Origin of the sequence: Pseudogulbenkiania ferrooxidans 2002, assembly GCF_000174355.1 — a bacterium.
GTDB lineage: Bacteria > Pseudomonadota > Gammaproteobacteria > Burkholderiales > Chromobacteriaceae > Pseudogulbenkiania > Pseudogulbenkiania ferrooxidans.
The window spans coordinates 1-17670 of the sequence record NZ_ACIS01000011.1 but is presented as its reverse complement, the minus strand read 5'-3'; the positions used below and the strand labels follow the sequence as shown (position 1 = coordinate 17670).

Below are 17670 nucleotides of genomic sequence, written 5' to 3'. Positions count from 1 at the left end.
TTGGGGCGAGCATCACACCAGGTCGAAGCGGTCGAGGTTCATCACCTTGTTCCAGGCGGCGACAAAGTCATGGACGAACTTCTCCTGGGCGTCCGCGCTGCCATAGACTTCCGCCAGGGCCCGGAGTTGGGAATTCGAGCCGAAGACCAGATCGACACGGGTGCCGGTCCATTTGAGTTGCCCCGTGGCGCGATCGCGCCCTTCGAACACGTCCTTGGCGTCTGACGTGGCCTTCCACTCCGTGCCCATGTCGAGCAGGTTCAGGAAGAAACCGTTGCTCAACACCTCTGGCCGCTGAGTGAAGACCCCGTGCCGGCTCTGCCCGACGTTGGTGCCTAGAACCCGCAGGCCGCCCACCAGCACCGTCATCTCCGGCGCCGTCAGCGTCAGCAATTGCGCCTTGTCGACCAGTAGGGCCTCGGCCGAGACAGCGTATCTGCCCTTGAGGTAGTTGCGGAAGCCGTCCGCGATGGGCTCGAGCACCGCCATGGAGACCACGTCGGTTTGCTCTTGGGAAGCGTCCATGCGGCCCGGGGCAAACGGCACCGTCACGGTGTGGCCAGCCTTCTTCGCCGCCTGCTCGACGCCGGTGCAACCGCCGAGCACGATTAGGTCGGCGAGCGAGATCTTCTTGCCGCCGGACTGGGCGTTGTTGAACTCGTGCTGAATGCCTTCCAGAGTCTCGAGTACTTTCGCCAGTTGCTCGGGCTGGTTGACTTCCCAATCCTTCTGCGGCACAAGGCGAATACGGGCACCGTTGGCACCGCCGCGCTTGTCGGAGCCACGGAAGGTGGACGCCGATGCCCAGGCGGTGGAGACCAGTTGCGAGACGGACAGGCCCGACGCCAGAATCTTGCCCTTGAGGGCGGCAATGTCCTGTTCGTCGATCAACTTGTGATCGAGCGCGGGGATGGGGTCTTGCCAGAGGAGCTCTTCTGCCGGCACTTCCGGGCCGAGATAGCGTGCGCGCGGCCCCATGTCGCGGTGCGTGAGCTTGAACCACGCCCGGGCAAACGCGTCGGCGAACTGGTCCGGGTTCTCGTAGAAACGTCGCGAGATCTTTTCATAGGCCGGGTCGAAGCGCAGCGAAAGATCGGTGGTCAGCATCGTCGGAGCGTGATGCTTCGACGGATCGTGCGCGTCCGGAATGGCCCCCGCACCCGCGCCGTCCTTGGCGACCCACTGGTGCGCGCCGGCCGGGCTCTTGCTCAGCTCCCATTCGTAGCCGAACAGGTTCTCGAAGAAGTTGTTGCTCCACCGGGTCGGCGTGGTGGTCCAGGTCACTTCCAGGCCGCTGGTGATGGTGTCGCCGCCTTTGCCGGTGCCGAAGCGGCTCCTCCAGCCGAGCCCCTGCTCTTCAAGGCCGGCGGCTTCCGGCTCGGCCCCTACATGGGATGCCGGGCCGGCGCCGTGGGTCTTGCCGAAGGTGTGGCCGCCTGCAATGAGCGCCACCGTCTCTTCATCGTTCATCGCCATGCGGGCAAAGGTCTCGCGGATATCCTTGGCCGCCGCGAGCGGGTCCGGGTTGCCGTCCGGGCCTTCCGGGTTCACGTAGATCAGGCCCATCTGCACGGCGCCGAGCGGATTTTCCAGATCCCGCTCGCCGGAATAGCGTTTGTTTTCCAGCCAGGTGGTTTCGGCGCCCCAGTAGACGTCTTCTTCCGGCTCCCAGACGTCTTTCCGCCCGCCGGCGAAGCCGAAGGTCTTGAACCCCATCGACTCCAGCGCGACGTTGCCGGCGAGAATCATCAGGTCGGCCCAGGAGATCTTCCGGCCGTACTTCTGCTTGATCGGCCACAGCAGCCGGCGCGCCTTGTCGAGGTTGGCGTTGTCGGGCCAGCTGTTGAGCGGGGCGAAGCGTTGCTGGCCGGCTCCGGCGCCGCCACGGCCGTCGCCGATGCGGTAGGTGCCGGCGCTGTGCCAGGCCATGCGGATGAACAAGGGTCCGTAGTGACCAAAATCCGCCGGCCACCAGTCCTGCGAGTTAGTCATCAGCACCAGGAGGTCCTTCTTCACGGCCGCCAGATCGAGATTCTTGAATGCTTTGGCGTAGTCGAAGTCCTCGCCCATGGGGTCGGACAGCGACGAGTGTTGGTGCAGGATTTTCAGGTTCAGCTGATTGGGCCACCAGTCCTGGTTCGACGTGCCACCGCCTGCGGTATGTTTGAAAGGGCATTTCGATTCAGTCGACATGGGTTCTCTCCTGGGGACATTGGCACTCACACCCGGCTCCATGTGGAATACATGAGCCTCTCCTAAAGAGTAAGTAGTCTCAATTTAGTCGGGAAATTGATTTATTCGATGACCAGGAAATAAAAAAACTAAGACCCGTGTTTAGCTGTCTTCGAGGCCCTATTCAACGATCGCGAACAGGTTCTAACGTCACCTTCACGGCATGGCTTCCTGTTGCGGAGCTGGGCATGAGGCTAACCGCGGTAGGCGCCGAGGGGGCGAGACGGGGGTGAGACGGGGTGGCAAGAGGCCCCGTTCCCGGAAGCCAAGCAGGCCACATCCCCGCCTGGGCTTCCGGTCTCGGTATCCGGGCTCAGCGCCGCCCGGGCTTGAACTGTCTGGGCTTGCCGCTGCCGGGCTGGCGGCGTTGGTCTTGCGGCGCGCGGCGACCGTGGCGGCGGGTGTTCTGGGCCTGCAACAAGGCGTCGATCTTGTCGGAGGTGGACTGCATCAGCGTCTGCGCCATCTCGCCGTGCGGGAAGGTGTCGGCCATGCGGTAGCCCAGCCAGGCGTAGGCGGCGTAGAGCTTGCAGGTGTCTTCGAGGTATTGCAGTTCGTTGCGTCCGCCCATGCCTTCCATGCGCAACAGCGGCGCCTCGCGGCCGTCGGCGCGGTACTGCGCCCAGTCCTGCAGCGCGCGTTCCAGCATCGGGATCTTGGTCGATACCGGGCACAGGCTGAAGGTGAAGCGGTCGGCCAGCGTCAGCGGCAGGGCGTCGAGCCAGCGCGCCTTCTCGATCTGGTCTGCGAGGTTGGCAGGCAGGAAGAATTCGTCGTGCACGTTGATGTGCTTGGTGAACAGCTCCAGCAGCGCCTGCAGCTTGCTCTGGCCGGTGGCGGCGGCGATTTGCTGCAGGTAGTCGAGGCTGGGCGCGACGTAGAAGCCGGAGGCGGGCAGCGGCTCGGTCGTTTCCTTGAGCAGGTTGGCGATGATCTGGTGGGTATGGCTGTCGAGCCCGGCGACGTAGCCCGCCTCGTGCGCGCCGAAGCGGCCGGCACGCCCGGCGATCTGCTTGGCCAGCGCGGCCGGGATTTCGCCTTCGCTGTAGCCGTCCCATTTGCTGGCGGTGGTGAAGATGACGCGCCGCGCCGGGGTGTTGAGGCCCATGCCGATGGCGTCGGTGCCGACCACGATCTTGGTTTCGCCGTCGATGAAGCGTTCCGCCTGTGCCTGGCGCACTTCCGGCGACAGGTTGCCGTAGATCGCCGACACCGCGAAGCCCTGTTCGATGGCCTGGTCGCGCCAGTTGAGCACTTCGCGGCGCGAGAAGGCGATCAGCACGTCGCCCGCCTGCAGGTTCTTGAGCGAACCCAGCGGTTTCTTTTCCATCACCAGCGGCGATTTGCGCTGCAGCTTCTTCACTTCCAGCGTGCCGCCGACGCGCTTGACCAAGGCTTCGATCGCCGGCTCCGCTTCCAGCGCGCCCAACAGGTACACGGTGCTGGCCGGCACGCCGCACACCGCGGCGGTCCAGGCGGCGCCGCGGTCGGGGTCGTCGAGCAGCTGGATTTCATCGATCACCGCCACGTCGAGCGGGCGGTTCGGGTTGAGCATCTCCACCGTGCTCGCCACATGGGTGGCGTCCGGGTGCAGCTTGCGCTGTTCGCCGGTGATCAGGCTGACCGCCACGCCGGCGTCGAGCAGGCGCTGGTAGTTTTCCAGCGCCAACAGCCGCAGCGGGGCGAGATAGGCGCCGGTGCCGGCCTGGGCCAGGTGTTCCATCGCGGCGTGGGTCTTGCCGGAGTTGGTGGGGCCCAACACGGCGATGAAGTGGCGGCGCATGCTTTGCGCCAGCGTGAACGATTCCGGGTAGAGCGACAGGTTGACCGCGTTGCGGGTCTTTTCGGCCTGACGCGTGGCGGCGTGGCTGTCGCGCAGCGCGGCGATGCGATCGAGCGCCAGCGAGCAGCGCCGCTTCGCCAGTTCGTACTTGGCGAGAAAGGCCTGCAGCGCGCCGCTGGGGTCGAGCTCGTATTGTTCGGCCAACGTCAGCACGCGCTCGGCGCACTCGCGCACGTGCGCTTCCAGCCGGGCGCGCGTCGCGCTGTTCCAGCGTTCCTGCACCAACGCCAGGCGCGCCGCATCGTCGAGCTTGCGCCACTTGGCGGTCTTGCCGAGGAAGCCTTCGTCCGGCACCAGGTGATAAGGCACGCGGCGCGCGCCGACGAGGATGTCGCCGTGCACCGACAGGGCGTAGCTGCCGTCGGTAGTGACCAGTTTGGCCTGGTGGGCGTCGAGGTAGGCGTCGAGGGCGGTGATATCGGCGATATCGGTGGACGTGTCGGTCATGGAGCGGGGGAGGAAATGAGGCAAATGACCGGCATGATAGGGCAGGATGCCGTGCGCGAACAGTGCGTTGCAGCAAAAGCGTTGCAGGGCCCCGCGGACGACGTGCCAGCGCCGCCGCGGGGCAGGGTGGGTCAGCGCAGTACCACGGTACGGTTGCCGTTGAGGAACACGCGCCGTTCGAGGTGGAAGCGCACCGCGCGCGCTAGCGCCAGGCACTCCATGTCGCGCCCGGCGGCCAGCAGCTGCTCCGGGCGGTAGGCGTGGTCGACGCGTTCCACCACCTGCTCGATGATCGGGCCTTCGTCCAGATCGTCGGTGATGTAGTGGGCGGTGGCGCCGATCAGCTTGACGCCGCGCTCGTGCGCCTGGTGGTAGGGCTTGGCGCCCTTGAAACCGGGCAGGAAGGAGTGGTGGATGTTGATGGCGCGTCCCGAGAGCTTCTTCGACATCTCCGGCGACAGCACCTGCATGTAGCGCGCCAGGATCACCAGCTCGGATTGGGTTTTTCGCACCAGTTCCAGCAGTGCCGCTTCCTGTTGCGGCTTGGTGTCGTGGGTGACCGGCAGGTGGTGGTAGGTCAGGCCGTGCGCGGCGGCGATCGGCGCTAGGTCGGCATGGTTGGAGACGATCGCGGTCACTTCCATGTCGAGGTCGCCCATCTTGCAGCGGTAGAGCAGGTCGTTCAGGCAGTGGTCGAGTTTCGACACCATGATCAGCACGCGCGGACGGGTGTGCGTGTCATGCAGCGTCCATTGCATGTCGTAGTGGCCAGCCATGTCGGCGAGGCCGGCTTCCAGTGCGGCGCGGTCGAAGCCGTCGCCGAGCGAGTGGAAGGTGCAGCGCACGAAGAAGCGCTGGGTGTCCTCGTCGTCGAACACCGCCAGCTCGTCGATATAGCAGTGGTGCGCGTCGAGCAGTTGCGTGGCGCGGGCGATCTGGCCCGGGGCGCTTTTACAGGTGAAGGCCAGGATGTATCTGAGTTGGGACTGGGACATGTTCGTTTTCTCGGTCACCGGCTGGCGGTGTGCCGCTCCTTTGGCTATCCGTTGATCGACGCGGTCGTTGGTCGGTTTGTTACCGACGACGCTGCTTCACCTTAGCGCGCGCGAAAAGGGGGCTCTGGCCGTCAGCCGCCAGGTTTTGTCGTTTTTTGGACATGGATTTTGGCGGGGCATGGCGAGGGTTTCGGCCAACCTTGGGTGCCTTGCCGAGGCTTTCAAGGGGGCGAGGGGATAAATATCGGGTAAATGATCTGGGTCAAGGGCGCTTTGTCGTAAATCGGCAAGTGATCGTCCTTTCCAGTCAATCGGAACGGGGCCGGCTCGCCAAGAATGAACTCACCTTGGCACCTCAAATACGGACCCGTCCCATGGCAAACCGTTACTCCCTCTGGAGCCTGTTGAAGAACGGGCTCAAACATAATGAAAGCTGGCAGCCGGCCTGGCGCAGTCCGCAGGCGAAGCCTCGCTACGACGTGATCATCGTCGGCGGCGGCGGCCATGGTCTGGCGACAGCTTATTACTTGGCCAAAAACCACGGCGTGAAGAATGTCGCGGTACTGGAAAAAGGCTACCTCGGCGGCGGCAACACCGCGCGCAATACCACCATCGTGCGTTCCAACTATCTGTGGGACGAGGCGGCGCAGTTGTACGAACACGCCATGAAACTGTGGGAAGGCCTGTCGCTGGATTTGAACTTCAACGTGATGTTCAGTCAGCGCGGGGTGATGAACCTCGGCCACACCCTGCAGGACATGCGCGACATCGAGCGCCGCGTCAACGCCAACAACCTGAATGGTATCGACGGCGTGGTGCTTTCGCCGAAGGAAATTCAGGACATCGTGCCGCTGATGGACATCAGCGCCAAGACGCGCTACCCGGTGATGGGCGCCAGCTACCAGCCGCGCGGCGGCGTGGCACGCCACGACGCGGTGGCCTGGGGCTTCGCCCGCGGCGCCAGCGAGCTGGGCGTCGACATCATCGAGCAGTGCGAAGTCATTGACATGATCATCGAAGACGGCCGCATCAAGGGCGTCAAGACCACCAAGGGCGACATCTTCGCCGACCGTGTCGGTTGCGTGGCCGCCGGCAACTCGACGCCGCTGGCCAAGATGGCCGGCGTGCGCCTGCCGCTGGAAAGCCACCCGCTGCAAGCGTTCGTGTCCGAATCGATGAAGCCGTGCCTGGACACGGTGGTGATGTCGAACGCTGTGCACGGCTACGTCAGCCAGTCCGACAAGGGCGAGCTGGTGATCGGCGCCGGTATCGACAGCTATCTCGGCTACGGCCAGCGCGGCAGCCCGCACGTGATCGAGCATACCGCGGCGGCGATCATCGAGCTGTTCCCCAGCTTCTCGCGCGTGCGCATGAACCGCCAGTGGGGCGGCATCGTGGACGTGGCGCCGGATGCCTGTCCGATCATCAGCAAGACCAAGGTCAAGGGCCTGTACTTCAACTGCGGTTGGGGCACCGGTGGCTTCAAGGCCACCCCGGGTTCGGGCTATGTGTTCGCGCACACCATCGCCAACGATGAGGCGCATCCGCTGAATAAGGCGTTCGCGCTCGACCGCTTCAATACCGGTCATCTGATTGACGAGCACGGCGCCGCCGGCGTTGCGCACTAAGGAGCCGCAGATGTTCCAGATTCATTGTCCGCACTGCGGGGCAACCCGCGAGGAAGAAGAATTCAGTTACGCCGGCGAGGCCTACATCCCCCGTCCGGCCAACCCGGAAGAGGCGACCGAAGCCGAATGGGGTGATTACCTGTTCATGCGCAAGAACACGCGCGGCTGGTTTTGGGAGCAATGGCAGCACACCGCCGGTTGCCGCAAGGTGTTTGCGGTCAAGCGCAACACCGTGAGCTATGAAATCGCCGGCACCTGGACGCTGGCCGCAGGCAAAGAGCTGTATCTGAAGGAGAGCGAAGCATGAGCGCTTACCGTGTCCACCGTAGCAGCCAGCGCATCAACGAAAAGGCGCCGCTGACCTTCCGCTTCGACGGCAAGAAATACCAGGCCTTCGCCGGCGACACGCTGGCCTCGGCCCTGATCGCCAACGGCGTGAAACTGATCGGCCGCAGCTTCAAGTACGGCCGCCCGCGCGGCATCGTCGGCCACGGCGCCGAAGAGCCGAACGCGCTGATCCAGCTCGAGACCGGGGCCCATACCGTACCGGACCTGAAAGCGACCCAGGTGGAGATGTACGAGGGGCTGTCCGCCACCACCACCACCGGCTTCCCGTCGCTCAACTTCGACCTGAAGGGGCTGGCCGGCCAGTTCAGCCGCTTCATGCCGCCCGGCTTCTACTACAAGACCTTCATGGGTCCGGCGAAAGCCTGGCCGTTTTATGAAGAGATCATCCGTAAGGCCGCCGGCTACGGCCGCGCTCCGGTCGATCCGGATCCGGAATTCTACGACCACCTGCACCACCACGTGGATGTGCTGGTGGTGGGCGGCGGCGCCTGCGGCCTGTGGGCCGCTACGCTGGCCGGCCGTGCCGGCCTCAAGACCCTGCTGGTCGACGAGCAGAGCGAAGCCGGCGGCTGGATGCTGTCCGATGCCCGCGCCGTGATCGACGGCAAGCCGGCGATGAAGTGGGTCAGTGAGCGCCTGGCCGAATTGAAGAGCCTGTCCAACGTCACCGTGCTGACCCGCACCACGGCGTTCGCCCACCATGAGCAGAACCTGGTGCAGGCGGTCGAGCTGGTGCAGGACCACCTGCCGATCGCGCAGCGCGTCGCCACCCTGCCGCGTCAGCGCCTGCACAAGATCCGCGCGCACCACGTGGTGCTGGCCACCGGCGCCATCGAGCGTCCGCTGGTCTACGGCAACAACGACCGCCCGGGCGTGCTCACCGCCGCCGCCGGCCAGACCTACCTGAACCGCTACGGCGTGGCGGTCGGCCGCAAGGTGCTGCTGCTCACCCATAACGACGCGTCGTACGACACCGCGCTGGACCTGGCCGAGGCCGGCAGCCGCGTGACCCTGATCGACACCCGTCAGCGCGGCGCCGCCGCTTGGCGCCTGGATGCGGCGAAGAAGGCCGGCGTCGAGCTGCTGCTCGGCTACGGTATCGCCGAGGTGCAGGGCGGCAAGGCCGCCAGCGGCGCCAAGCTGGTCAAGCTCGACCCGCACTGCCTGACCGTGACCGGCAAAGGCCCGACCCTGTCGGCCGACGCCATCCTGTCCTCCGGCGGCCTGACCTCGACCGTGCACCTGTTCTGCCACAACAACGGCCGCCCGTACTGGAACGAAGAACGCCTGTCCTTCGTCACCCCGGACGAAGGCCGCCAGGGCATCAGCGTGGCCGGCGCCATCACCGGCCGCTGGGGCCTGGGTGAGGCGCTGGCGCAGACGCACGCCTCGGTCAGCGCGATGCTGATCGGCTTCGGCCGTACGTCGTCCAGCACCTGCCCGGTCAGCGAAGACAAGGACATCCAGCCGACCCGCCGCGTGTTCCGCGTGCCGGACGGCAAGCCGGAAGGGCACGGTGCCAAGGCGCTGGTCGACTTCCAGAACGACGTGGCCGCCGCCGACATCCATCTGGCCGTGCGCGAGAACTACCGCTCGATCGAACACGTCAAGCGCTACACCGCGCTGGGCTTCGGTACCGATCAGGGCAAGCTGTCCAACGTCAACGGCTTCGCCATCGCCGCCGAGGCGCTCGGCATGCCGATCTCGCAAGTGGGCACCACCACCTACCGTCCGGCCTACACCCCGGTGACCTTCGGTGCGCTGGCGGGCAGCCACGTCGGCGATACCTTCGACCCGCGCCGCTACACCGCGATGCAGTCGTCGCACGTCGCCCGCGGTGCGCTGTTCGAGACCGTTGGCCAGTGGATGCGCCCCTGGTACTTCCCCAAGGGCAACGAAACCATGCACCAGGCGGTGGACCGCGAGTGCCTGGCGACTCGAAATAGCGTTGGCGTGATGGACGCGTCGACCCTGGGCAAGATCGACATCAAGGGCCCGGATGCGCGCGAATTCCTCAACCGCATCTACTCCAACGCCTGGACCAAGCTCGACCCGGGCAAGTGCCGCTACGGCCTGATGCTGGACGAGAACGGCATGGTGATGGACGACGGTGTGACTGCTTGCATCGCCGACGACCACTTCTACATGACCACCACCACCGGCGGCGCCGCGCGCGTGCTGAACTGGCTGGAGCGTTGGCACCAGACCGAATGGCCGGAGCTGAAGGTACGCTTCACCTCGGTCACCGACCACTGGAGCACCACCGCCGTGGTCGGCCCGAAGAGCCGTGCCGTGCTGCAGAAGCTCTCCAGCGACATCGACCTGTCCGCCGACACCTTCAAGTTCATGGACTGGCGTGAAGGCACCGTCGCCGGCGTGCCGGCCCGCGTGTGCCGCATCTCGTTCTCCGGCGAGCTGGCGTATGAAATCAACGTCGACGCCTGCTACGGCCACTACATCTGGGAACAGGTGATGGAAGCCGGCAAGGAGTTCGGCATCACGCCGTACGGCACCGAGACCATGCACGTGCTGCGTGCCGAGAAGGGCTTCATCATCGTGGGCCAGGACACCGACGGTTCGATGAGCCCGATCGACCTGAACATGGCCTGGGCGGTGGGCATGAAGAAGCCGTTCAGCTTCCTCGGCAAGCGTTCGCTGTCGCGTTCCGACACCTCGCGCTCCGACCGCAAGCAGCTGGTGGGCCTGTACACCGAAGACCCGAAGGTGGTGCTGGCCGAAGGCGCGCAGATCCTGTCGAGCCGCAACACGCAGGCGCCGGCCGACATGCAGGGCCACGTGACTTCCAGCTACCACAGCGCCTTCCTCGGCCGCTCCATCGCGATGGCGGTGCTCAAGGGCGGTCTGAAGCGCGAAGGCGACACGGTGTACGTGTGGGCGCATGGCAAGATGCACCCGGCCAAGGTGGTTTCCTCCGTATTCGTCGATCAAGAAGGGGTGCGTCAACATGCCTAACTTCCAACCCTACCTGCAATCGCCGCTGGTCAACTTCAACCTGCCGGCGCTGACGGTACCGGCCGACGCCAGCCAAAAGGTGCGCGCCAACGAACTGCCGCTCTTGGGCTACATCGTGTTGCGCGGCGACCTCTCCGACGCTGCCGTGGCCCAGGCCATCAGCCAGGCCACCGGCCTGGCGGTGCCCGCCGCCAGCCGCTTCAGCAGCGGTGAGGCCGGCGTGCTGATCTGGCAATCGCCGGACGAATGCCTGCTGATCACCGCCCGCGCTGCCGTGCCGGCGCTGCTGGCGGCCTGCGGCAAGCACTTCGACGGGCTGTTCGCCCAGGCGGTGGACAACAGCGGTGGCCTGACCACGGTCTACCTGTCCGGCGTCGAGCACGTCACGCTGCTGCGCCACCTCGGCGTGTACGACTTCGAATCGATCGAGGCGGGCGACGCGGCCAGCACGGTGCTGGGCAAGGCCGGCGGACTGGTGTGCCGGGTGGACGGTGACGGCGTGTTCCTGGTGATCCGCCGCAGTTTCGCCGACTACCTGTGGCTGCTGATCACCAAGGCGGCGATACCGTACCGCTTCGCCGTGGCCAAGCTGCCCTCGGCCGGCAAGAGCCCGTTCCTGCGGCTGGTCGATGCGGGCAGTCCAAGCAAGCGCCCGGTGGCGGCCTGACCTTTTGAGTCGCTAACAAAACCCTCTTGGCGTTGTTGCGCGGCCTAGCCGTACTACGTGTACTGTCTGCGGCCGCGCGCCTAGCCAAGACCGTTGCACTGGGTTTTGTCGGCGACTCTAAGCTGGTGATGACGGCCGAGAAGTGGCCGGCTGGCCGTAACGTTTTGTTCCCGGTGGTTATTACCATCCCTTCATGCCCCTTCGGGGGCTTTTTCATTTCTCTTGTCGCGCCATGCCATGTCGGTCTGCGGCAAAAACCGGTCGCTGCTGCCGAGGTTGGCCGAAACCGCCTCGTGCACCATTTCTCAAGGCGGGTGAGGTGCCCGCGAGGAGAAAAAATGTCACTGCATAACGACAGCATCGTCATCGACGGCCTGATCATCGCCAAGTGGGAACGCTCGGTGTTCGACGACATGCGCAAGGGTGGCCTCACCGCCGCCAACTGTACCGTGTCGGTGTGGGAGGGCTTCACCGATACCGTCGACAACATCGCCGAGATGAAGCAGAAGATTCGCGACTACAGCGACATCCTGTCGCTGGTACGCACCACCGAGGACATCCGCCAGGCCAAGCGCGACGGCAAGACCGGCATCATCCTGGGCTTCCAGAACGCCCACGCCTTCGAGGACAACATCGGCTACATCGAGGCGTTCGCCGACATGGGCGTGCGCGTGGTGCAGTTGTGCTACAACACGCAGAACCTGATCGGCACCGGCTGCTACGAGCGCGACGGCGGCCTGTCCGGCTTCGGTCGCGAGGTCATCGCCGAGATGAACCGCGTCGGCATCATGGTGGACCTGTCGCACGTCGGCAGCCACACCTCGAAAGAGGCGATCCTGGAATCCAAGAAGCCGGTGACCTACTCGCACTGCCTGCCTTCGGGCCTCAAGGAGCACCCGCGCAACAAGAGCGACGAGGAGCTCAAGTTCATCGCCGACCACGGCGGCTTCATCGGCGTTACCATGTTCCCGCCGTTCCTCAAGCGCGGCATCGAAGCCACGGTGGACGACTACGTCGAGGCGATGGATTACATCATCAACCTGGTGGGCGAGGACTGCGTCGGCTTCGGTACCGACTTCACCCAGGGCTACGACAAGGGCTTCTTCGACTGGATCACCCACGACAAGGGCCGTTACCGCCGCCTGACCAACTTCGGGACCATTTTGAATCCGGAAGGCATCCGCACCATCGGCGAGACGCCGAACCTGACCGTGGCGATGGAGAAGGCCGGCTGGGGCGAGCGCAAGATTCAGAAGGTGCTGGGCGAGAACTGGCTGCGCGTGTTCGGCGAGGTGTGGGGCGCCTGACCCCGGTTCCGGTCACGCAAGAAGAACGGCGTGGGTGGCGACGGATGTCGCTCCCACGCCGTTTTTGCTGCGGCTGGTCGTGAAATGTCGGGGCCAATGCGGGCGGAAGAACCAGCCAGCAACAGGCTCCGCGCTGGCGTTAAAAAGCCCGGCCATGCCCAAGGGCCTGACCGAGCTGTATCCGGGTCAAGGGCGAGGCACTGATCTCAGTGCGCCCCAGAGCCGGGGATGGGGTTACTGGCCGATACCGATGCCAACGCCACCCTGGGTTTTGACGCCTGCGGCTCCGCCGCTGCTGCCGGCTCCAACACCGACACCAACCCCTACGCCGACACCGGCCCCAGCTCCAACTCCAGCGCCGGCATTGGCGCCACTGGAGGTTTCCATCGGACGCTGATCAGCAGAGGCGCTACCGGCCCCCGCGGCGCCGGTCTTGCCCGCGGGGGCTTGACCCGCTGCCGTGGCCGCGCCTTCGGCACGAACCGCCGCACTGGCGTCGCTATTGAGCTTGTCGTTCACTTTCTGAAGTGTCGCCTTGGTGACACCCTTGACCTTGAGTAAATCGGACGACGACCGGAAATCGCCATGCGCCTTGTGGTAAGCCACGATTCTTTCGGCCTGCGTCTTGCTGAAGCCGGCTTGCACCAGCTCAACAGAGCTGGCGGCATTGATATCCAGTGCCAGAGCGGCGGAACTGCTCACTGCGAGAAGCAGGGCACCAACGAGGTGGGAACGAATCGGATGGTATTTCATTAAGGCTCCTTTTCCCTGACGGGTTTTCAAAGGGACCTTGATGGTAGCCAAGGGGTTATTCGAAACTGTTAATGAATTCCTTCATTTTGTTAAGTTTCTTTTCGTGATGACGCGGAAGGCCGGTTCCGTTCCCCGCCGATAGCGGCCGCCACCCACGGCTGTAGCACGGCCACCGGCACGTCAACTCCCCATGCCGACACATCGCGCCGAGCAGCGGCCAGCCGCTGCCCGACAACGGAAGAGGGATATGCCAGGGCTGCCTGCGGCGACCCTGGCGCGCGGAGCATCAAGGTCTACTTCGGCTGCGCCACCATGCGCAGGTAGGGCTTCAGCGTCTTGTAGCCCTCTGGGTATTTCTTCTGCGCCTCCTCATCCGATACCGAGGTCGGGATGATCACGTCGTCGCCTGGGCGCCAGTTCACCGGCGTGGCGACGGTGTGCTTGGCGTTGAGCTGCAGCGCGTCGAGCAGGCGCAGCACTTCGTCGAAGTTGCGCCCGGCGCTCATCGGGTAGACCAGCATCGCCTTCACCTTCTTGTCCGGGCCGATCAGGAACACCGAGCGCACCGTGGCGTTGTCGACGGCGGTGCGCGGCCCGGGGCTGGCGTTGGGATGGATCATGTCGTAGAGCTTGGCCACGTTCAGGTCGGCGTCGCCGATCATGGGGTAGTTGACGGGGTGGCCCTGGGTCTCGGCGATGTCGCCGACCCAGGCCTTGTGGTCGCTGACCGGGTCGATCGAGAGGCCGATGATCTTGGTGTGGCGTTTGTCGAATTCCGGTTTGAGCTTGGCCATATAGCCCAGTTCGGTGGTGCAGACCGGGGTGAAGTCTTTCGGGTGCGAGAACAGGATGGCCCAACTGTCGCCGATCCATTCGTGAAAGTGGATGGTGCCTTCGGTGGTGTCGGCAGTGAAATCGGGCGCTTCATCGCCAATGCGGATTGCCATGATCTTCCTCCTTGTGTACGTCGGGCTGGCGCCGCCGAAGCGGCCGCGGGCGGATGCCTGCTGCGCGCTCACATCGCAGCAGGCGGAGTCAGTATAGATACTGCGGCGCTGCGTGCCGGACCATCTTCACCATGTCGTTCACTAACAAGAACAGGTCGTCACAATGCCGCTGGGCTGGAACAGGGTTCGGCACCATGGAGTACAAGGAAAGTTCGACGAGGCCTGCGATCGCCATGCGCGGCGACGGCCCAGCCCACATAGTCAGGTATGCCCATGTACATGTCGGAGACCGGTTGGGACGAGGCCAGGCAGCACAAGTTGCTGGGTGAGCACGACGTGCGCGTGCTCACGAAGGTAAGGGGAGAGTGAGTCGTGAGTTACCCGGCGTGCGAGGCATGCCGGGTTTTTTTGTTTCATCAGTGTCGGTCCAACCCACAGGAGTGAGCGGATGAGTCGTTTGAAACGCGTTGCATTGTCGTTGTCGTTGCTGCTGGCCACGGCCGGAGCCCAGGCCACCGAGCTCAAGCACTGGCCGGGCGACGTCGCCCAGAAGCTGAATACCATGATCGCCGCCAACGCCCACAAGGGCGCCTACGCGGTGTTCGACATGGACAACACCAGTTACCGCTACGACCTGGAAGAGGCCTTGCTGCCGTTCCTCGAGATGAAGGGCGTGCTGACGCGCGACAAACTCGATCCCTCGCTCAAATTGCTGCCGTTCAAGGACACGCCTGGCTTCAAGGAGAGCCTGAACAGCTATTACTACCGGCTGTGCGAGGTCGACGACCTAGTGTGCTATCCGTGGGTGGCACAGGTGTTCTCCGGCTTCACGCTGAAACAGCTCAAGGGCTACGTCGACGAGCTGATGGCCTACGACAAGCCGATCCCGATCAAGTACTACAGCGGCGACAAAGTGGTGGAGGGCACGGTTAACCGCCCGCGTCCCTACACTGGTATGCAGGAGCTCTACAACCGCCTGCAGGAAAACGGCATCGAGGTCTACGTCATGTCCGCCGCCGGCGAGGAGCTGGCACGCATGGTCGTCAGCGACCCCAAGTACGGCTACAACGTCAAGCCGCAGAACGTCATCGGCGTCAACATGCTGCTCAAGGATCGGACGAGCGGCGAGCTGACCAGCTCGCGGCTGCAGATCAAGAAGGGCAAGTACGACCCGGCGCGCAACCTCGACCTGGAGCTGACCCCCTACCTGATGAACCCGATGACCTGGTACGAAGGCAAACTGGGCTCCATCGTCGGCTGGATCGACCAGTGGAAGAAGCCGGTGCTGGTGGGGGGCGACACCCCGATCTCCGACGGCTACATGCTGCTCAACAGTACCGACGTCGAGAAGGGCGGGGTACGGGTATGGGTCAATCGCAAGGCCAAGTACATGCCAGCCATGCAGTCGTGGTGGGAAGAATCGGCCAAGCGCCAAGCTTCGCTGGGCCAGACGGTCACCGCCGACAAGAACTGGCTGGTGGTGAAGCCGGAAGACATCCAATAAATCAAACGATAAGCGGGACCACCCGCAGTAGCACGTAAAGCAGCAGAACGGGACTATTCCCATCTTTTATCCATGTAGAGGAGTTGGCATGAAGCAAGTTCGCAACAGTGTCAAGCTGCTGGCCGCCATCGGCCTGGTCTGTTCCAGCGCCAGTTGGGCGGCCGACAAACCGCTGATCAAGATCGGCTACGTCGAAGGCTGGGCCGACAGCGTGGCCACCACGCAGGTCGCCGCTGCCATCATCAAGACCAAGCTGGGCTACCCGGTGGAGCTGGTACCGGTCGCCGCCGGCATCATGTGGCAGGGGGTCGCGCGCGGCGATCTCGACGCCACGCTGTCGGCCTGGCTGCCGGTGACGCATGGTGACTATTACCAGCAGCTCAAGGACAAGGTCACCGATCTCGGGCCCAACTACCCCGGTGCCAAGATCGGCCTGATCGTGCCCGAGTACGTGCCGGCCAAGAGCCTGGCCGACCTCAACAAGTACAAGGACGCCTTCCAGGGCCGCATCGTCGGCATCGACGCCGGCGCCGGCGTGATGAAGAAGACCGAACTGGCGATCAAGGACTACAACCTCGACTACAAGCTGATGCCGAGCTCCGGTCCGGGCATGGCATCCGAACTGGCGCGCTCGATCAACGCCAAGAAGCCGATCGCGGTGACGGGTTGGATTCCGCACTGGATGTTCGCCAAGTGGAAGCTGCGCTTCCTGGAGGACCCGAAGAAGGTGTACGGCGAGGAAGAACACGTCGACACCGTGATCAACCCCGGCCTGAACGCCAAGGCACCGCAAGTGGTGAGCTTCCTGAAGAAATTCTCCTGGAAGCCGGAGGAAATCGGCGCGGTGATGCTGGAGGTCGAGAACGGCGCCAAGCCGGCGGCAGCGGCCGAGAAGTGGGTTGGCGCCAACGGCAAGCGCGTGGCGGGCTGGCTGTAAGCTTCGTTCCCGGTGGTAAATATTCTCTCTTGAAGCCCCTTCGGGGGCTTTTTTCATGGCTCCGTCGATTTGGCGTATTACCCGCCCGGCAAGCCGCGCCATTGTTGGGTTTTGTGATGGCTTGAACCCGAAAGCGGGGCCGGTGTGTGGTGTCGTCCCGCCGTTTCTCTGCTGGTCATTCAGGAAGAAACCGCTGAGCTGATGGCGGGGGAGGAAGAGGCGGACGGTTTGGTGCCGTTAGCACCAAGCTAGCTTTCGCTAAAAAACATTGTCATCAATTTTTCGGGTGCCGTCATGGTGACGGGTGCTCGTCGGATGCCTCCGGTCAGGCTATCCAGTGCGGACAAATGGCCTCCAAAGCATAGCCAGCCGATAGATGGAGTTGGATAGTTCCCGCTTTCTCTATCCGCGCAAGCTTGCCGTATGAAATTGCCAATAGCATAAATATTGCGGAAAATGCCGTATTCAAAATTGCTATTCTTGCCATCAGGCGACCCCGGCCATCCACCCGATACTCATGACCATTCACTCACTCCTTGCCAGCTTCGCCGCCGCCTTCAGCCAGGAGCAGCGCCTCCTCACCCTGCACCTGGGCGACGGCCAGCGCTGGGGCGAGACGCTGCTGCCACTCGCCGTGCACGGCGACGAGGCGGTCGCCGACAGCTACCGCTACCGGGTCGAGTGCCTGTCGCCCGACGCCGGCCTCGAACTGAAGTCGCTGCTCGGCGTGCCGGTGCGGCTCGGCATCGCCGGGGGGGACGGGACCGAGCAGGTGCGCGGCGGCGTGGTCAGCGCTGTCGACAGCTTGGGCAGCGACGGCGGCTTCGCCCAGTACGCGCTCACCGTCGAGCCGCCGTTCGCGCTGCTGCGCCTGCGCCGTACCTCGCGGGTGTTCCAGGACCTCTCGGTGCCCGACATCGTGCGCCAGGTGTTCGCCGAACACGCCGCCGCCAACCCGGTGTTCGCGGCGGTGCAGTGTCTCGACTTCGCGCTCGCGGGCGAATTGCCCTCCCGCAGTTACTGCCTGCAATACCGCGAGAGCGACTACGACTTCCTCGTGCGCCTGCTGCACGAAGAAGGGTTGGCCTG

Annotated in this window: 13 protein-coding genes; 8 read left to right on the top strand and 5 right to left on the bottom strand. The window is 64.4% G+C overall.

Annotated elements, in window-relative coordinates; all coding sequences use genetic code 11:
- Window positions 1–12: 12 nt before the first annotated feature.
- The 3 genes from katG to purU form a co-directional block, all read right to left on the bottom strand.
- Window positions 13–2193, bottom strand: a complete 2181-nt coding sequence (katG, locus tag FURADRAFT_RS17440) for a catalase/peroxidase HPI (RefSeq protein ID WP_008955497.1) — start codon at window positions 2191–2193, stop codon at window positions 13–15.
- A gap of 352 nt (window positions 2194–2545) precedes the next feature.
- Window positions 2546–4522: a helicase-related protein gene (locus tag FURADRAFT_RS17435; protein WP_008955496.1), complete on the bottom strand. Its 1977-nt coding sequence runs from the start codon at window positions 4520–4522 to the stop codon at window positions 2546–2548.
- A 131-nt stretch (window positions 4523–4653) separates the two neighbouring features.
- A complete protein-coding gene (gene purU / locus FURADRAFT_RS17430; protein ID WP_008955495.1) occupies window positions 4654–5517 on the bottom strand; it encodes a formyltetrahydrofolate deformylase in 864 nt (287 codons plus the stop codon).
- Window positions 5518–5891: 374 nt separating this feature from the next.
- Between purU and FURADRAFT_RS17425 the strand changes: the two genes are divergently transcribed.
- From FURADRAFT_RS17425 to FURADRAFT_RS17405, 5 genes are all read left to right on the top strand, one after another.
- Window positions 5892–7145 (top strand): sarcosine oxidase subunit beta family protein, encoded by a 1254-nt coding sequence (locus FURADRAFT_RS17425; RefSeq protein WP_008955494.1) that lies wholly within the window; start codon window positions 5892–5894, stop codon window positions 7143–7145.
- Between the two features lie 10 nt (window positions 7146–7155).
- The gene (locus FURADRAFT_RS17420; RefSeq protein ID WP_008955493.1) at window positions 7156–7452 is read left to right on the top strand and encodes a sarcosine oxidase subunit delta; all 297 of its coding nucleotides are present in this window, start codon (window positions 7156–7158) and stop codon (window positions 7450–7452) included.
- Entirely contained in the window at window positions 7449–10466 is a 3018-nt protein-coding gene (locus tag FURADRAFT_RS17415) for a sarcosine oxidase subunit alpha family protein (RefSeq protein ID WP_008955492.1), read from the top strand. The genes FURADRAFT_RS17420 and FURADRAFT_RS17415 overlap by 4 nt, the downstream gene beginning before the upstream one ends.
- On the top strand, window positions 10459–11133 hold the full coding sequence (locus FURADRAFT_RS17410) for a sarcosine oxidase subunit gamma (RefSeq protein WP_008955491.1): 675 nt from the start codon (window positions 10459–10461) through the stop codon (window positions 11131–11133). The genes FURADRAFT_RS17415 and FURADRAFT_RS17410 overlap by 8 nt, the downstream gene beginning before the upstream one ends.
- A 338-nt stretch (window positions 11134–11471) precedes the next feature.
- The gene (locus tag FURADRAFT_RS17405; protein ID WP_008955489.1) at window positions 11472–12440 is read left to right on the top strand and encodes a dipeptidase; all 969 of its coding nucleotides are present in this window, start codon (window positions 11472–11474) and stop codon (window positions 12438–12440) included.
- 234 nt (window positions 12441–12674) lie between these two features.
- Here FURADRAFT_RS17405 and FURADRAFT_RS17400 read toward each other — a convergent pair whose 3' ends face one another.
- Both FURADRAFT_RS17400 and FURADRAFT_RS17395 read right to left on the bottom strand, forming a co-directional pair.
- Window positions 12675–13193 carry a ComEA family DNA-binding protein gene (locus tag FURADRAFT_RS17400; RefSeq protein ID WP_008955488.1) on the bottom strand — a complete coding sequence of 173 codons (519 nt, stop codon included), beginning with the start codon at window positions 13191–13193 and terminating at the stop codon, window positions 12675–12677.
- Between the two features lie 293 nt (window positions 13194–13486).
- The gene (locus tag FURADRAFT_RS17395) at window positions 13487–14140 is read right to left on the bottom strand and encodes a peroxiredoxin (RefSeq protein WP_008955487.1); all 654 of its coding nucleotides are present in this window, start codon (window positions 14138–14140) and stop codon (window positions 13487–13489) included.
- 448 nt (window positions 14141–14588) lie between these two features.
- On the opposite strand from FURADRAFT_RS17395, the gene FURADRAFT_RS17390 reads away from it, so the two are divergent.
- From FURADRAFT_RS17390 to FURADRAFT_RS17380, 3 genes are all read left to right on the top strand, one after another.
- A complete protein-coding gene (locus FURADRAFT_RS17390; RefSeq protein WP_008955485.1) occupies window positions 14589–15644 on the top strand; it encodes an HAD family hydrolase in 1056 nt (351 codons plus the stop codon).
- 88 nt (window positions 15645–15732) lie between these two features.
- The gene (locus FURADRAFT_RS17385; protein WP_008955484.1) at window positions 15733–16581 is read left to right on the top strand and encodes a glycine betaine ABC transporter substrate-binding protein; all 849 of its coding nucleotides are present in this window, start codon (window positions 15733–15735) and stop codon (window positions 16579–16581) included.
- A gap of 517 nt (window positions 16582–17098) precedes the next feature.
- The coding region (locus FURADRAFT_RS17380) for a type VI secretion system Vgr family protein (protein ID WP_008955483.1) at window positions 17099–17670 on the top strand (572 nt) is incomplete at its 3' end.

Bases quoted from the DNA above. Each gene is read 5' to 3' on its own strand.
- katG (WP_008955497.1), bottom strand. From the start codon at position 2,193: ATGTCGACTGAATCGAAATGCCCTTTCAAACATACCGCAGGCGGTGGC.
- FURADRAFT_RS17435 (WP_008955496.1), bottom strand. From the start codon at position 4,522: ATGACCGACACGTCCACCGATATCGCCGATATCACCGCCCTCGACGCC.
- purU (WP_008955495.1), bottom strand. From the start codon at position 5,517: ATGTCCCAGTCCCAACTCAGATACATCCTGGCCTTCACCTGTAAAAGC.
- FURADRAFT_RS17425 (WP_008955494.1), top strand. From the start codon at position 5,892: ATGGCAAACCGTTACTCCCTCTGGAGCCTGTTGAAGAACGGGCTCAAA.
- FURADRAFT_RS17420 (WP_008955493.1), top strand. From the start codon at position 7,156: ATGTTCCAGATTCATTGTCCGCACTGCGGGGCAACCCGCGAGGAAGAA.
- FURADRAFT_RS17415 (WP_008955492.1), top strand. From the start codon at position 7,449: ATGAGCGCTTACCGTGTCCACCGTAGCAGCCAGCGCATCAACGAAAAG.
- FURADRAFT_RS17410 (WP_008955491.1), top strand. From the start codon at position 10,459: ATGCCTAACTTCCAACCCTACCTGCAATCGCCGCTGGTCAACTTCAAC.
- FURADRAFT_RS17405 (WP_008955489.1), top strand. From the start codon at position 11,472: ATGTCACTGCATAACGACAGCATCGTCATCGACGGCCTGATCATCGCC.
- FURADRAFT_RS17400 (WP_008955488.1), bottom strand. From the start codon at position 13,193: ATGAAATACCATCCGATTCGTTCCCACCTCGTTGGTGCCCTGCTTCTC.
- FURADRAFT_RS17395 (WP_008955487.1), bottom strand. From the start codon at position 14,140: ATGGCAATCCGCATTGGCGATGAAGCGCCCGATTTCACTGCCGACACC.
- FURADRAFT_RS17390 (WP_008955485.1), top strand. From the start codon at position 14,589: ATGAGTCGTTTGAAACGCGTTGCATTGTCGTTGTCGTTGCTGCTGGCC.
- FURADRAFT_RS17385 (WP_008955484.1), top strand. From the start codon at position 15,733: ATGAAGCAAGTTCGCAACAGTGTCAAGCTGCTGGCCGCCATCGGCCTG.